Genomic DNA, 15835 nt, shown 5'->3' with positions numbered 1-15835 from the left:
CTCGGTGTCGACCTTGTCGGTGGAGATCTCCAGAAGAGCCTCGTCTACGGCGACGCTGTCGCCGACCTGCTTGAGCCACCGGGTGACGGTGCCCTCGGTGACGCTCTCGCCCAGCTCGGGGAGCACGATGTCGGTGGCGTCGCCAGCGGGTGCGGCAGGAGCGGCCTCTGCGGCGGGCGCCGGTGCTTCTGCCGACGGTGCGGGAGCAGCCGGAGCGGTGTTCTCCGCAGGTGCGGCCTGCGCGGGGGCAGCCTCCGCGGGTGCGGTCTCGGCTTCAGGTGCCGCGGCTGCGGGCGCGTCCGCGGCGGGAGCCGCTCCGCTGCCGTCGCCGATGCGCGCGAGGAGCGCGCCGACCTCGACGGTCTCGTCTTCGGCCACGAGGATCTCCTCGATCACACCGCTGACGGGGGAGGGGATCTCGGTGTCGACCTTGTCGGTCGAGATCTCGAGCAGGCCCTCGTCCGCCTGCACGGTGTCTCCCACCTGCTTGAGCCAGCGGGTGACCGTACCCTCTGTGACGCTCTCGCCGAGAGCGGGGAGGACGACGGATGTGCTCATGACTGAGTCTCCTTCAAGAAGTTGTATGACGCTTGTCTAGCTTAGTGACTCGGGCACCGGTTGGTGCTCAGAGGGCGTGCAGGGGCTTGCCGGCCAGGGCGAGGAAGGCTTCCCCGAGGGCCTCGCTCTGGGTCGGGTGGGCGTGGATCAGGGGCGCGATGTCCTCCGGGTGCGCCTCCCAGGCGACGGCGAGCTGTCCTTCCGTGATGAGCTCGCCGACGCGGTCGCCGAGCAGGTGGACGCCGACGACGGGGCCGTCCTTGAGGCGGACGACCTTCACGAGCCCGCCCGTCCCGATGATCTCGCTCTTGCCGTTGCCGGCGAGGTTGTACTCGTAGGCGATGACCGCGTCGGCACCGTGTGCGGCGACCGCTGCCTCTTCGGTCACCCCGACCGAAGCGACCTCCGGGCTCGAGTACGTGACCTTGGGGATCTGTGAGTCGGGGATGTTCACGGGGGACAGCCCCGCGATGCGCTCGGCGACGGCGATGCCCTGTTGGAATCCGCGATGTGCGAGCTGCAGACCGGGCACGATGTCTCCGACCGCCCACACGCCAGGGACTCCGGTGCGCAGGTTGTCATCGACGGTCACGAAACCGCGGTCGAGCGTCACGCCAGCCTCCTCGAATCCGAGGTCGGAGGTGACCGGACCGCGCCCGACGGCCACGAGGAGGTAGTCGGCCGTGAACTCCTTGCCGTCTTCGAGGGTCACGGTGACGGATGTCTCATCCTGGACCGCACCCTGGAATCGGGTTCCGAGGGAGTACTGGATGCCGCGGCGCCGGAACGCACGCTCCAGACCCTTGCTGAGAGCGATGTCCTCATTCGGGACGAGGTGCGGCAGAGCCTCGATGATCGTGACCTCGGACCCGAACGACCGCCACACGCTCGCGAACTCGACCCCGATCACGCCGCCGCCGAGGATCAGTACGCGCTCGGGGATCACGTCGAGGGCGAGTGCCTGCTCGCTCGTGAGGATCCGCCCGCCGATCTCCAGGCCGGGAAGCGAGCGGCTGTACGAGCCGGTCGCGAGCACGACGTCCGTGCCCACGTACACGTCGTCTCCGACGCTGACGCTGTGGTCGGGGTTCAGGCGGCCGAGTCCGCTGACGGTGGTGATCCCACGCGCCTTGACCAGCCCCTCCAGTCCCTTGAACTTCTTGGCGACGATGCCTTCGCGGTACGTGCGCACCCCCGCCGGATCGATGCCCTCCAGGCTCGCGGTGACGCCGACGGACGCGGCATCGCGCACGTGCTCGGCCACCTCTGCGGCATGCAGCAGCGCTTTGGTCGGTATGCATCCCCGGTGCAGGCAGGTTCCGCCGACCTTGTCCTTCTCGATCAGCGCCACGGACTTGCCGAGCTCGCTCGCGCGCAACGCCGCGGCATAACCGCCGCTGCCGCCGCCCAGGACGACGATGTCGAAGGTGTGGGTTGTCATAGGTCATGCCTCCGTGTGGGATGCTGCGGCGAAGGCGACGATCGATCGGACCATCGCCCCCGTTGGGCCCTTCTCGGTGAAGCCGTACGGGTCGCCGGCGTGTTCGCCGGATCCCGCGATGTCGAGGTGCACCCACGGGATGCGCGGGGCGTCCTCGGCGTCAGAGGTGCGACCGACGAAGCGGCGCAGGAACAGGCCTGCGTAGGACGCACCGCCCATCCTGTCGCCCATGTTCGCGTTCTGCAGGTCGGCGATGGGGGACTCGAGCGATTCCTCCATGTAGTCCGGCAGCGGCATGTGCCACGCCGGCTCGTCGACCCGAGCGGTCGCCGACATGAACGAGGACACAGTGTCGACGTCGCCGAAGACGCCGGTGTGCCGGTGGCCCAGCGCGGCGACGATGGCGCCGGTGAGAGTCGCCACGTCGATGATGACGTCCGGGTTCTCACGGCTCGCGGCGACGAGACCGTCGGCGAGCACGAGTCGCCCCTCGGCGTCGGTGTTCTGGACCTCGACGGTGCTCCCGTCGAGGATGCGGATGACATCGCCAGGGCGCAGCGCGCGCCCCGACGGCATGTTGTCGGTGATGCACAGCCACGCGGTCACGCGGACCGGGAGGCCCAGTGTGGCGATGGCGCGGATCGCGGCGAGAGAGGTCGCCGCGCCGGCCATGTCGAACTTCATGCCGACCATCGAGGCAGCCGGCTTCAGGGAAAGGCCACCGGTGTCGAACGTGATCCCCTTGCCGACCAGGGCGATGTGCCGTGAGGCGTCGGCGGGGGAGTAGTCGAGACGGACGAGACGCGGAGGGCGATCCGACCCCTGACCGACGCCGAGGATGCCGCCGAAGCCCTGCTCGGCAAGAGCCTTCTCGTCGAGGATCTCGACCGTGACGTCGAGGTCGGCCACGCTGTCGGCGGCGCTCTGCGCGAGCTGTGCCGGACTCTGCCACTCTGCGGGCACGTTCACGAGATCCTTGATGAGCGCTACCGCGTCTCCCAGGACCTGTGCGTATTCGACGTCGTCGTCGTCGACCGCGGCATGGAGCGTGATCGACGTGGCGCGCCCCTTGCCCTTCTCCGTGCGGTAGCCGTCGAACTTGTGCCCGCCGAGCACCGCACCCTCGGCCGCCGCAGCGGCGAACGACTCGAGGCCGTCGGCGAGAGCCACCGCGACGTGCTCGAAGCCGGTGAGCGTACGCAGCGCCGTACCTGCCGCGTTGCGCACGGCAGCAGCGTCCGGCGAGCTGCCGACGCCGACCACCGCGAACGGCGAAGACGTCACCTCGGGGACGAACACGCGGGTGAACGATCCGACTGAACCGGTGAATCCGACGCCGGCCAGCGCATCGGCGAGTCCGGGGTAGCCGGCCAGTGACTCCGCCGAATCGGGGAGAGCGGCGACGATGAGCACTGCGGCATCTGCAGCGCTTCCGGGGAACTGATCGGTGGTGTGCGAGAGCACGGGAAGCGTCATGCCTCCATCCTAGGATCTCCGCCACACCATGGTCGTCCGCCCACTCTGCGCGTGTTCGCTCTCAGCATGATGCGCCGCGCCCCGGGGTAGGCGGCTGCTCGTAGCATGGACACATGCCCTTCTCCGGTGAGATCCATGAACGCGTCGCGAATGCGCCGACAGTGCCGCACGGCCTGCCGTTGGTGCTGCTTCTGACCGGTTTCACGGACGCGGGAAGCGCCGTCTCCGGCTTGATCGATCACCTTCGGGAGACCGCATCCCCTGAGCCCGTCGTCGTGTTCGACAACGACGCACTGCTCGACTATCGGGCGCGCCGCCCTGTGATCTCCTTCGACCAGGACCACCTGACCGAGTTCAAGCCGCCGAGGCTCGAACTGTCGCTCGCGACGGACGCACTCGGTCGTCCGTTCCTGCTGCTCGCCGGATACGAGCCGGATTTCGCATGGAATCGTTTCGCGAGCACGGTGCTCGCCCTCGCGGCGGAGTTCGAGGTCTCGGGACTGCACTGGGTGCACTCGATCGCGATGCCCGTTCCGCACACGCGTCCGATCGGCACGACGGTCAGCGGGAATCGGCGTGACCTGACCGTGGCGCACTCCGTATGGCGTCCGCGCACGCAGGTGCCTGCGACCGCCGGTCACCTCCTCGAGTTCCGATTCGTCGAGCGTGGGGATGCCTCGGTGGGCTTCGTCCTGCTCGTGCCGCATTACCTCGCGGAGACGGAGAACCCCGATGCCGTCATCGCGGCAGCGGAGCGTCTGATGGCGTCGACGGGACTCGTCCTCATCCTGGATTCCGTCCTGGAGCGCCGCGAGGACTATCTGGCACGCGTCGATGAGCAGGTCTCCGGGAACGACGAGCTGCAGCAGATGGTCCACAACCTCGAGCGCCGGTACGACGCCTACATGGCGGGGCGCAACCCCGACGACGACTCCTACGACGAGGGAGGTTTCAGCGAAAGGGACCTCCCGAGCGCCGATGAGCTCGCGGCCGAGTTGGAGCGTTACCTGGCCTCTCGGCCGTCCGGCGACGAAGACAAGCCGGGCCGCGGCTGAGGTGGCGCGCAGCGGGATTCGCGCGAAGTTCGCCGGAATGCGTCCGCATCGCCACACGTGTGCGATACTAGGACTCTGACCCGTTGTCAATCAGTGTTTTCGAGCACTGGACTTGACAAGGGTCTTACTAGTGTCCGAAATGTCCCGGGGCTACACAGCAGCTCCGTGAAAGGCGAAACGTGACTCCTGCCACGACGAAGAACACCCGGACGAAGAAGGCTGCCGAAGAGACGACCGCCGACGCTCCGGTCGAGACCGATGCGCCCGAGAAGCCCGCGCCCCTGAGCGCGGCGAAGCGTGCTGCCGCGAAGCGCGCCCCCGTCAAGAAGAAGAAGTCCGAGGACGTCGTCGAAGAAGACGAGTCTCCCGCAGCTGCTGCTGTCGAGGAGGACGAAGACGAGGATGCGAAGCCGGCCTTCACCGAGCCGCTGCCGACCGGCGCGATCGTCATCTCGTCCAAGGACGACGAAGAGGTCCCGGTCTACTCGACGCAGATCACGGGAGCGACGGCCGACCCGGTCAAGGACTACCTGAAGCAGATCGGAAAGGTCGCACTGCTGAACGCGGCCGAAGAGGTCGAGCTCGCGATGCGCATCGAGGCAGGTCTCTTCGCCGAGGAGAAGCTGTCGGCGATGACCCCGGCCGAGAAGACGAGCCAGCTCGGTCTTGACCTGCAGTGGGTCGCCCGTGACGGCCAGCGCGCGAAGAGCCACCTGCTCGGCGCGAACCTCCGTCTCGTCGTCTCCCTCGCCAAGCGCTACACCGGTCGCGGTATGCAGTTCCTGGATCTGATCCAGGAGGGCAACCTCGGTCTCATCCGCGCCGTCGAGAAGTTCGACTACACGAAGGGCTTCAAGTTCTCGACCTACGCCACCTGGTGGATCCGGCAGGCGATCACCCGTGCCATGGCCGACCAGGCCCGCACGATCCGCATCCCGGTGCACATGGTCGAGGTCATCAACAAGCTCGCCCGCGTGCAGCGGCAGATGCTGCAGGATCTCGGTCGCGAGCCCACTCCGGAAGAGCTGAGCCGCGAGCTCGACATGACCCCGGAGAAGGTCGTGGAGGTGCAGAAGTACGGCCGCGAGCCGATCTCACTGCACACCCCGCTCGGCGAAGACGGCGACAGCGAGTTCGGTGACCTCATCGAGGACACCGAGGCCGTGGTCCCCGCCGACGCCGTGGGCTTCACGATGCTGCAGCGTCAGCTCGAGCAGCTCCTCGACTCGCTCTCCGAGCGCGAAGCCGGAGTGATCCGGATGCGCTTCGGACTGGGCGACGGTCAGCCGAAGACGCTCGACCAGATCGGTGACACGTTCGGCGTGACGCGTGAGCGCATCCGCCAGATCGAGTCGAAGACGATGGCCAAGCTGCGTCACCCGAGCCGCTCGCAGTCCCTGCGGGACTACCTCGAATGAGCCAGGCGAACGACGGCAAGGCCCTCGAGGCGAGTGTCGACGGCAAGAGCTATGCGCGCATCCCGCTGCGCACCCGCGTGGTCATGCCGCAGGACGACCTGAACGCGATCATCAGCGAGTACGCGAAGGATGCCGTCCAGCCGGGCGACCTCCTCTTCGTGACCGAGAAGATCGTGGCCATCACGCAGGGGCGGTCCTACCGCCTCGACGAGATCAAGCCCCGGAAGCTCGCGCTCTTCCTCTCGAAGTACGTCACTCGCACGCCCTACGGCATCGGTCTCGGCATGCCGGAGACGATGGAGATGGCCTTGCGGGAGTGCGGTACTCCGCGCATCCTGTTCGCCTCCGCAGTCGCAGCCGTGACCAAGGCTTTCGGCCGTCGCGGCGACTTCTACCGCATCGCCGGCGACAAGGCACGGGCGATCGACGGTCCGACCAAGCACACCATTCCTCCGTACAACGAGGCCGTGGTGCTCGGCCCCAAGGATCCCGATGGCGTGGCGGCTCGTCTGAAGGCGCTCATAGGAGGCCAGGCAGAGGTCGCCGTCGTGGACATCAACGACCTCGGCGGGAACATCCTCGGCTCGACTCTCGACAAGGCGGGCGAGCAGCGTCTCGTCAGGATCCTCGGCGACAACCCGCTCGGTCAGGGGCTGGAGTCGACGCCGCTCGGCATCGTTCGCGAAGTCTGAGCCCTCCACGAAGAATGCCCCCGGATCTCTCCGGGGGCATTCTCGTCTCTGCGCTTCTCAGAAGCCGATGACCTCGCGGTAGCGGGGCTTGTGGCCGGTGCGGATACCGGTCACGCTGGGCTTGTTCTCGTAGACTCCCGCGCCCCAGTTGCCCTCGACGAGGACCGGCCCGTCGGGGGAGACGACGATGTCCCAGCCGACGTACTGCACCTGAGGCACGACCCGGGCGACCTGATCGATGAAGGCGCGTACCTCGTCCATGTAGGGCAGCTGGAAGTCGGCGATGCGGAAGCCCGAGTCCGGGTGCGTCTCATGGACGTGGCCGTGGGAGTCGTAACCGGCGCCGACCGCGTGGCCGTTCTCGTCGAGCATGGTGTAGAACCCGCCGAACGTCATCTGGTCGCTCACGGCGCCGCGGCCGAACTTCTGAGCCATGGCGAGGATGTGAGCCTTCTCGCCGTCGAAGAACGCGGTGATGCGGGTGGTGTTCACCGTGCCGGGGCAGACGGCCGCCAGTGCATCGTGCTGACGGATGACCTCCTCGATGAGGAGCTCGCCTCGAGCCAGCAACCCGCGGTGGAACTCGTCCCAGTCCTCGATCTCGGCGGCGTGATAGCGATGCACTCCGGTGCCGGCCTGTCCCACCGGCTCCTTCGTGACGATCGTGCCGAGACGCTGGGTGAGTTCGCGCACGGCCTCGGCGTTCCCCTCCTCGACCACCATCCACTCGCGCTTCAGGAACGGAGAGAACTGCTTGTCGAACTCGACCTTGTCCTGGAAGATCCAGCGGTAGTCGGGGTGATCGTAGCGCTGCGAGAGCTGGTTCGAGACCGGATGGGTCATGTACGTGTCGCGCTCGGCCCTCGTGAGCATGGCGAAGTCGTAGTCGATGTAGTCCTGGAAACCGACGTTGTGACGGGCAGCCGACCAGAGCATGTCGACGACGATCGCCGGCACGGCTCTGTGGTGCTGAGCGGAGGCCTCCTTGGCGCGTTCCACCACCGATCCGACGTCGATGCGGCGGGCACGTCCCATCAGATAGCGGATGCGGGGCGCGAGGGAAAGTCGAGACATGAGGCTCCAGGGTCGGGGTCCCCTCCAGTCTACGGGGGCGGGCGAGGTCGACCTGGGAGCCGGAAGCTAGGCTGGAGGGCGTGTGTGAGACGACTTCCAGCTCCCTGCCACGAGCCATGATCTCCCGCGCGGCACTGGCCGCGGGAGCCTCGGCAGCGGTGTCTGCCGGTGGAACGGTCGCCGACCTCAGGCGCGATGCCTGGGGACACGGCGTCCTCGCCGTCGCCCAGGTCGTGACCGCCGCCGGTGCGGAACGCGTCATCGTCGACGCGCAGGGCGAGGTCGAGGCACTGCAGCTCGAGGGCATCCGTGGCGTCACCACCGGTGACCCCGACATCGACCCCAACCTCCTCTACGGTCTCCCCGACGAGAAGGGTCAGCTCGCGGCTCGGCCGGTTATGCGGCTGGCAGGGCGGGTGCTGTCCACCAAGCGGCTCCGGCCAGGGGATGCCGTCTCTTACGGCTACACGTATCGAGCGGAGAAGGAGACCACTGTCGCACTCGTGACGGGCGGCTACGCTCAGGGCATCGTGCGCGCACTCGGCAATCACGCGACCGTGGAGATCCGGGAGACGTCGATGCCCATCGTGGGGCGCGTCGCCATGGACGTGTGCGTCGTAGACCTCCAGGGCGCAGACATCGATGTCGACAGCGAGGTCACCTACTTCGGAGGCACCGGTCCGGCAGCATCCGGAGTCACACGTTGGGCGGACATCACCGGGATGACTGCAGCTGAGCTGGTCGCCGTCGCCGGCGCCCACGCCGTGAGGGGGTGGGAAGCGTGAGCCGCCCCGAGGTGCGCCTGAGCAGCAGTATCTTTCGCGCGAACATCGAGGCAGTGCGTGACCGTGTGGCCCCGTCCGCGCTGATGCTCGTGGTCAAGGACGACGCGTACGCGCACGGCCTCTCCTGGGCGGTGAGGGCTGCGGTGGAGGCCGGGATCGACTGGTTCGGCAGCTATGACATCCGCACCGGACTCTCCGTCCGCAGACTCGCAGGCGGCGACGCCAGGATCTTCGCCTGGGCGACGTCGACGGACTCGGAGATAGACGATGCGCTGATGCAGCGCCTCGATCTCGGTGTCGGGACCACCGACTACCTCAGACGGATCATCGCGCGGGCCGAGGCGCTCGGAACGACGGCGCGCGTGCACCTGAAGATCGACACGGGTCTGCACCGCAACGGCATCCTGCCGGAGGACTGGGCATCGGCCGTCGACGAAGCGAGACGGGCCGAGCGGGCCGGTGCGCTCGAACTCGAAGGCGTGTGGAGCCACATCGCGGAAGCGAGCGACGAGGATGATGACATCGCGCAAGCCGCTTTCCTCGATGCGGTGCGTATCGTTGGCGAGACCGGATCGGTCCCCGCGGCACTGCACCTGACCGCATCCGCGGCATCGTGGTGGCGTCCCGAACTGCGCGGAACGGTCTCGCGCATCGGGGCGTTCTGCTACGGCATCCGGTCGGCAGAGGGGCCGGAGCTCGAGGGAGTCCGCCCAGCGGCGAGCCTCGTCGCAAAGGTGTCCGCGGTCGACGGGGATCGTGTGACGATCAGCCTCGGCAGCTTCGACGGGCTTCCCTCCACGCTCTCGGGGAGCCTGGTCGGGACACCGGAAGGAGCCAGGACTCTCGTCTCCATCGGCCACACCTCATCGACAGTCGACGGATGGCGCGGCGCTGAGGTGGGTGCGGAGGTCGTCGTCTTCGGCGCAGGCGTGCAGGGAGAAGCGTCGGCGACGACCCTCGCCGAGCGGATAGACACCGTGGGAGAAGAGATCCTCACCCGGCTCACACCGCGTGTGCGAAGAGTCGTCGCCGACTGACCGTCATCGGCTGATCTCGTGCCCGCCGACCGGTTCAGCGGACCGCGGTCGACAGACCGGGATCAGCGGAGCCCTCAGACCGTCTCGATGAGACGCGCGGTCTCGTCATGCCAGCTGGTGGCGATGCTGCGGAGCTTCTCTTCGTACTTGCGGCCGTGGTGGGCGCAGAACAGGAGCTCGGATCCGTTGACCTCAGCGGCGATGTACGCCTGAGCGCCGCACGAATCACAGCGATCCATGGCGGTCAGACGGAACTCGACAATGGAGGTGTCACGTTCGGTCGTTGCATTCATCTCGGTGCCTCCTCGGGTGTCGGCTTCGCTGAGCGATGTGGTCAATACAACCACGCGCCACCTGTACGCATGCCCGGTTTGCGGCGTGTTTCGCTCAGCGCGTACGCGTCGTTTCCCGACTGGCTTCGCGCGGGGAGTGTCTGCGGAGTAGAGGCAGCTCGCGAGATTAGACTCGGAGATTGTGAATGCCGAGTACTCCGCCCATCATCTCCAGGTGCTTGAAGGCCTCGAAGCCGTCCGCAAGCGGCCCGGGATGTACATCGGGTCGAACGGGTCGCCCGGCCTCATGCACTGCATGTGGGAGATCATCGACAACTCGGTAGACGAGGCGGTCGCGGGCAACGGGACCAAGATCGATATCATCCTGCACGCCGATGGCAGCGTCGAGGTCCACGACCGCGGACGTGGTATCCCGGTCGACGTGGAACCGCGCACCGGCCTGACCGGCGTCGAGGTCGTTTATACCAAGCTGCACGCAGGCGGGAAGTTCGGAGGTGGGTCGTACGCCGCCTCCGGCGGCCTGCACGGCGTCGGCGCCTCCGTGGTGAATGCTCTCTCCGAGCGCCTCGACGTCGAGGTCGACCGTAGCGGCAAGACTTACGCGATGTCCTTCCACCGCGGGGAGCCCGGCATCTTCGCCGATTCCGGTGAGAAGCGGCCGGATGCGCCGTTCACTCCTTTCCAGGAGAACAGCGAGTTGCGCGTGATCGGCAAAGCTCCCCGGGGCGTGACCGGTACCCGTGTCCGCTACTGGGCCGACCGTCAGATCTTCACCAAGGACGCGGCGTTCCAGCTCTCCGAGCTCGAGACCCGGGCCCGACAGACAGCCTTCCTGGTGCCTGGCCTGGAGATCCTCGTCAAGGACGAGCGTGCGGCGGGTCAGGTCGTCCCCGTGCCCGACTCCGATGGCGAGACGACCACTCTCGGACCCACCGAGACCTCCTACCTGTACGAGGGCGGAATCTCCGAATTCGTCGACTACCTCGCGATCGACCCGCCGATCACGGACAACTGGCGCATTCAGGGAGAGGGCACGTTCAAGGAGACCGTGCCCGTCCTGCAGCCGGACGGGCACATGGTCGCGACCGAGGTGGAGCGGGTGTGCGCCGTCGACATCGCGCTGCGGTGGGGGACCGGTTACGACACCAAGATCCGCTCGTTCGTCAACATCATCTCCACGCCGAAGGGCGGCACGCACCAGCAGGGCTTCGAGCAGGAGCTGCTCAAGGTGCTCCGCGCGCAGGTGGAGCAGAACGCCCGACGTCTGAAGGTCGGCAACGACAAGCTCGAGAAGGACGATGTGCTCGCCGGGCTGACGGCCGTCCTCACGGTGAACGTGCCCGAACCGCAGTTCGAGGGTCAGACGAAGGAGATCCTCGGAACCCCCGCCGTGCGGCAGATCGTGGCTCAGGTGCTCCGCAAGGACCTGGCTGAGCGCTTCGGCTCGACCAAGCGCGACGACAAGATCCAGGCGTCGCAGCTGCTCGACAAGGTCGTCTCGGAGATGAAGGCCCGCGTCTCGGCGCGCGCACACAAGGAGACCCAGCGCCGTAAGAACGCGCTCGAGTCCTCGACTCTTCCGACGAAGCTCGTCGACTGCCGCACGAACGACGTCGAACGCAGCGAGCTCTTCATCGTGGAGGGCGACTCGGCCCTCGGCACCGCGAAGAACGCGCGCAACAGCGAGTTCCAGGCGCTGCTGCCCATCCGGGGCAAGATCCTCAACGTGCAGAAGGCATCCGTGGGCGACATGCTCTCGAACACCGAGTGCGCGTCGATCATCCAGGTGATCGGTGCAGGCTCCGGTCGGACGTTCGACATCGACGCAGCCCGCTACGGCAAGATCATCCTCATGAGCGACGCCGATGTCGACGGCGCGCACATCCGCACCCTGCTGCTGACCCTGTTCTTCCGCTACATGCGGCCGTTGATCGAGCATGGTCGCGTGTTCGCCGCCGTGCCGCCTCTGCACCGGATCATCGTGATCAATCCGGGGTCGAAACCCAACGAGACGATCTACACGTACAGCGAGCAGGAGATGCACGCGTTGTTGGCGAAGCTCCGCAAGGCGGGCAAGCGCTGGCACGAGCCGATCCAGCGCTACAAGGGCCTCGGAGAGATGGACGCCGAGCAGCTGGCGAACACCACCATGGACAGGTCGGGTCGTCTGCTGCGTCGCGTGCGGATGGAGGACGCGGAAGCCGCCGGGCGCGTGTTCGAGCTCCTCATGGGGAACGAGGTGGCTCCGCGCCGCGAGTTCATCATCGACTCCTCCGACCGATTGTCGCGCGAGTCGATCGACGCCTGAGACGTCAGAAGAGAGAAAGCCGGCCCGGTGCAGACCGGGCCGGCTTCCTTTCGCTCTCACGCGGTCGGACCGCTCGCCTGTGCTCAGACCAGTGTGCGGCCGATACTGCCGATGACACCTTCGACGGGCTGGCCGGACGCGTCGCGGCGTGCTCCGTTCTCCGGAAGCTTGCGGACCGCGCCTGTCGGATCGACGGCGAGCGGCGGGTTGGGTCCGACCCATGCGACCGTCAGTCGGTCCTCACCCTTCAAGAACGCATGGGCGCGGACGCCTCCGGTGGCACGCCCCTTGGCTGGATACTCCGCGAAGGACGACACCTTGGCGCGCCCGGGCTCTGTGCCGGGAAGAGCGCTGTCGCCTCCGGATACCGTGGCGACGACGGATTCCGCGGCCGGATCGACGACGCCGAAGAAGAGCACTGATGCGCCGGAGCCGAGCTTGACCCCGGCCATTCCGCCCGCCGGGGCGCCTTGCGGGCGCACAGCGGAAGCCGGGAAGTGCAGCAGCTGCGCGTCGGTCGTGACGAACACCAGCTCCGCGTCGTCCGGTGCCTCTGCCGCCCCGACCACCGAATCGCCCTGTTTCAGGCCGATGACCTCGAGGTCAGGACGCACGGGGAGGCTGGAAGGGACGATGCGCTTGACCGTGCCCTGAGCGGTGCCGAGCGCGATCGGAGTCTCGCTGTCGAAACGCACGAAACCCAGAACGCGCTCGCCCTTGGTCGTGATGCCGAGGTAGTCGCGCAGGGGAGTACCGGCGGCGAGCTGCACCGACGTCGCCGGCACGGACGGGAGGTCGACGGGGGAGAAGCGGACGACGCGACCGAGGTTGGTCAGAGCCCCGATCTCGGCGCGGACGGTGGTCTCGACGGTGGTCAGGATCGCATCGTGCTTGCTGCGACGTGCAGGGACGGTGAGTTCCTGGCCCTCGCCGAGGTCGACGCGGACGGTACGTCCCGTGGTCGAGAGCACGAGCACGGTGGGCGCATCGGCGATCTGCAGATCGACCGCACCCTTGGTCGCTCGGGGCTTGGGCGGAGCCGCGTTCATCAGGAGTGTGCGCCGCGGTGTTCCGTATGCATCGGCTGCGGCGTCGAGCTCCTTGGCGACCGCGGCGCGGAGCAGAGTCGGGCTGTCGAGCAGTTCCCGCAGTGCGGCGATCTCCGCCAGCAACGCATCGCGTTCGGACTCCAGCTCGATACGCGAGAACTTGGTCAGACGGCGCAGGCGCAACTCGAGGATGTACTCCGCCTGGAGCTCGCTCAGATCGAAGACGGAGCGCAGTCGCGTGCGGGCCTGCTCCGAGTCATCGGAGGAGCGGATGACCTGGATGACCTCGTCGATGTCGAGGATCGCGATGAGCAGACCCTCCACCAGGTGCAGACGCTCCTCGCGCCGCTTCAGACGGTATCGGCTGCGGCGGGTGATGACCTCGAGACGGTGACCGACGTAGACGCTCAGCATCTCCTTGAGGCCCAGCGTGCGCGGCTGGCCATCGACCAGGGCGACGTTGTTGATGCTGAACGAGTCCTCCAGCGGAGTCAACCGGTAGAGCTGCTCGAGCACGGCGTTCGGGTCGAAGCCGGTCTTGATGCCGATCGCGACGCGCAGTCCGTGGTTGCGGTCGGTGAGGTCGGTGACGTCGCTGATGCCCTGCAGCTTCTTCGACTGCACCGCATCCCGGATCTTCTCCAGCAGGCGCTCGGGTCCCACCATGTACGGCAGCTCGGACACGATGATGCCGGTACGCCGCGGGCCGAGCGGCTCGATGGAGGTCTTGCCCCGCACCTTGAGGGCGCCGCGTCCGTTCGTGTACGCGTCCTTGACACCGTCGAGTCCCATCAGGATCCCGCCGGAGGGGAAGTCAGGTCCGGGGACGAACTCCATCAGCTCCTCGGTGGTCGCATCCGGATTCTCGAGGAGATGAGTGGCCGCCGCGACAACTTCGATGAGGTTGTGCGGCGCCATGTTGGTCGCCATGCCGACGGCGATCCCACTCGCGCCGTTGACCAGCAGGTTGGGGAAGGCGGCCGGCAGCACGGCAGGCTGCTGGAACTGACCGTCGTAGTTCGGGATGAAGTCGACGACGTCCTCGTCGAGGTTCTCGGTGAGGGCCAGCGCGGCGGCGGCGAGTCGTGCCTCGGTGTATCGGGCTGCAGCGGGCCCATCGTCGAGGGAGCCGAAGTTGCCGTGCCCGTCGACCAGGGGCACACGCAGCGCCCACTCCTGCGCGAGCCGCACGAGCGCGTCATAGATCGCCGAGTCGCCGTGGGGGTGCAGCTTTCCCATGACCTCGCCGACGACGCGCGCACTCTTGACGTGGCCGCGGTCCGGACGCAGGCCCATCTCGGCCATCTGATACAGGATGCGGCGCTGCACGGGCTTCAGCCCGTCGCGCGCATCGGGCAGGGCACGCGAGTAGATCACCGAGTACGCGTATTCGAGGAACGAACCCTGCATCTCGCTGGAGAGGTCGATGTCCTGGATGCGCTCCTCGACGGGCTCGGGCGGCGGAGTTTTCGGCATGGACTTCCTGGGGGCATACGGGAGCCTGTGTCAGACTGGCTCGGATGTCCTTCATGCTACCGTCCGCGGCGCCCAGCGCCCGGAGTGTCGTCGGGGTGGCGGGCGACCTGTTCGCCGCCCTCCGAGGCGAATCCGAGGTTCTGCCGCGCGCGGACTCGGTCGTGCTCGTGGTGATCGATGGGCTCGGGGCGATCAGCCTGCGTGGCCATGCCGGACACGCGCGCTCCCTGACCGCGGGGATGGCGAAGAAGGACGTCGCCCACTCGGTGTTCCCCTCCACCACGGCGGCGGCGCTCACGAGCATCGTCACGGGTGTATGGCCGGGGGAGCACGGGCTCGTCGGTTACCGCGTGCTCGATCCCGACCGCGATGTGCTCGTCAACCAGCTCAGCGGCTGGGAGACCGACGGGATCGATCCGCTCACCTGGCAGTCGGCCCCGACGATCTTCGAGCGAGCGGCCCGCGACGGACACGAGAGTTTCGCCGTCGGGTTCGCCGGGTACGCGCACAGCGGCTTCACCAGAGCCACTCTGCGCGGTGCCGAGTTCGTTCCCGCGACGACCGCGGCCTCGCGGGTCGAAGCCGCATATGAGCTCGCTCGCGAGCACCCGGGGTCGCTCGTCTACTGTTACCTGCCGGAGGTCGACAAGGCAGGTCACAAGCACGGCATCGCCTCCCCGGAGTGGGTCGCCGCGCTGGAGGATGTCGACGCGGCGCTGTCTGCACGTGTCCCGGCGGGCGTGGGCGTCGTGGTCACCTCGGATCACGGGATGGTCGATGTGGCGCCGAACCGTCAGGTCGTCCTGGCCGAGGAGCACGTCGCGGGGATTCGCCACATCGGCGGCGAACCGCGCATGCTGCACGCGTACCTGGAGCCCGACGCGGACCGCGCGGCGGTGACGTCGAGATGGCGCGCCGACCTGGAGGGGGTGGCCGACGTGCTCACCCGCGAGGAGGCGATACGTCACGGCCTCTTCGGACCGAAGGTCACAGATGCCGCCGCATCGCGCGTCGGCGACCTGCTCGCGATCGCTCGCGGTGCCTGGGCTCTCTACGACGGTACGGCGGCCGACCAGCGCAGTCGCGGGATGGTGGGCCAGCACGGTGCGCTCACACCGGAGGAGAGACAGGTGCCGGTGATCCGGCTCGGCGCGTTCGAACGCTGACGCAGCC

At 67.6% G+C, this 15835-nt stretch carries 13 protein-coding genes; 7 read left to right on the top strand and 6 right to left on the bottom strand.

Annotated features, from left to right (window positions below; all coding sequences use genetic code 11):
* The 3 genes from AAY78_RS04950 to AAY78_RS04940 form a co-directional block, all read right to left on the bottom strand.
* The coding region (locus tag AAY78_RS04950) for a biotin/lipoyl-containing protein (protein WP_046747226.1) at window positions 1-558 on the bottom strand (558 nt) is incomplete at its 3' end.
* A 67-nt stretch (window positions 559-625) separates the two neighbouring features.
* Window positions 626-1999, bottom strand: a complete 1374-nt coding sequence (gene lpdA / locus AAY78_RS04945; protein ID WP_046747225.1) for a dihydrolipoyl dehydrogenase — start codon at window positions 1997-1999, stop codon at window positions 626-628.
* 3 nt (window positions 2000-2002) lie between these two features.
* Window positions 2003-3475 carry a leucyl aminopeptidase gene (locus AAY78_RS04940; protein WP_046747224.1) on the bottom strand — a complete coding sequence of 491 codons (1473 nt, stop codon included), beginning with the start codon at window positions 3473-3475 and terminating at the stop codon, window positions 2003-2005.
* Window positions 3476-3588: 113 nt separating this feature from the next.
* On the opposite strand from AAY78_RS04940, the gene AAY78_RS04935 reads away from it, so the two are divergent.
* From AAY78_RS04935 to AAY78_RS04925, 3 genes are all read left to right on the top strand, one after another.
* On the top strand, window positions 3589-4530 hold the full coding sequence (locus AAY78_RS04935) for a proteasome assembly chaperone family protein (RefSeq protein WP_046747223.1): 942 nt from the start codon (window positions 3589-3591) through the stop codon (window positions 4528-4530).
* Between the two features lie 179 nt (window positions 4531-4709).
* Window positions 4710-5948, top strand: coding sequence for an RNA polymerase sigma factor (locus AAY78_RS04930; RefSeq protein WP_046747222.1), 1239 nt, complete (start codon window positions 4710-4712; stop codon window positions 5946-5948).
* Window positions 5945-6640: a coenzyme F420-0:L-glutamate ligase gene (locus tag AAY78_RS04925; RefSeq protein WP_046747221.1), complete on the top strand. Its 696-nt coding sequence runs from the start codon at window positions 5945-5947 to the stop codon at window positions 6638-6640. Before AAY78_RS04930 ends, AAY78_RS04925 begins: the two co-directional genes overlap by 4 nt.
* A gap of 57 nt (window positions 6641-6697) precedes the next feature.
* Here the strand turns inward: AAY78_RS04925 and AAY78_RS04920 are convergent, their stop codons facing one another.
* Window positions 6698-7714 carry a sugar-transfer associated ATP-grasp domain-containing protein gene (locus AAY78_RS04920; RefSeq protein WP_046747220.1) on the bottom strand — a complete coding sequence of 339 codons (1017 nt, stop codon included), beginning with the start codon at window positions 7712-7714 and terminating at the stop codon, window positions 6698-6700.
* 80 nt (window positions 7715-7794) lie between these two features.
* Between AAY78_RS04920 and AAY78_RS04915 the strand changes: the two genes are divergently transcribed.
* Both AAY78_RS04915 and AAY78_RS04910 read left to right on the top strand, forming a co-directional pair.
* Entirely contained in the window at window positions 7795-8499 is a 705-nt protein-coding gene (locus AAY78_RS04915; RefSeq protein WP_231589655.1) for an alanine racemase, read from the top strand.
* The gene (locus tag AAY78_RS04910; protein ID WP_046747218.1) at window positions 8496-9536 is read left to right on the top strand and encodes an alanine racemase; all 1041 of its coding nucleotides are present in this window, start codon (window positions 8496-8498) and stop codon (window positions 9534-9536) included. The genes AAY78_RS04915 and AAY78_RS04910 overlap by 4 nt, the downstream gene beginning before the upstream one ends.
* Before the next feature lie 74 nt (window positions 9537-9610).
* Here AAY78_RS04910 and AAY78_RS04905 read toward each other — a convergent pair whose 3' ends face one another.
* Window positions 9611-9829, bottom strand: coding sequence for a DUF7455 domain-containing protein (locus AAY78_RS04905; protein WP_045264803.1), 219 nt, complete (start codon window positions 9827-9829; stop codon window positions 9611-9613).
* Window positions 9830-10010: 181 nt separating this feature from the next.
* Here AAY78_RS04905 and AAY78_RS04900 point away from each other — a divergent pair, with 181 nt between their 5' ends.
* Complete coding sequence (locus tag AAY78_RS04900; protein ID WP_082108575.1) at window positions 10011-12137, top strand: DNA topoisomerase IV subunit B; 2127 nt, start codon at window positions 10011-10013, stop codon at window positions 12135-12137.
* An 83-nt stretch (window positions 12138-12220) separates the two neighbouring features.
* Here AAY78_RS04900 and AAY78_RS04895 read toward each other — a convergent pair whose 3' ends face one another.
* Window positions 12221-14662: a DNA gyrase/topoisomerase IV subunit A gene (locus AAY78_RS04895; RefSeq protein WP_046747216.1), complete on the bottom strand. Its 2442-nt coding sequence runs from the start codon at window positions 14660-14662 to the stop codon at window positions 12221-12223.
* Between the two features lie 44 nt (window positions 14663-14706).
* Between AAY78_RS04895 and AAY78_RS04890 the strand changes: the two genes are divergently transcribed.
* Complete coding sequence (locus AAY78_RS04890) at window positions 14707-15828, top strand: alkaline phosphatase family protein (protein ID WP_046747215.1); 1122 nt, start codon at window positions 14707-14709, stop codon at window positions 15826-15828.
* The last annotated feature ends 7 nt before the right edge of the window (window positions 15829-15835 follow it).

Origin of the sequence: Microbacterium sp. Ag1, from assembly GCF_001005635.1 — a bacterium.
Lineage (GTDB): Bacteria > Actinomycetota > Actinomycetes > Actinomycetales > Microbacteriaceae > Microbacterium > Microbacterium oxydans.
This window is presented reverse-complemented; position numbering and strand designations above follow the sequence as displayed.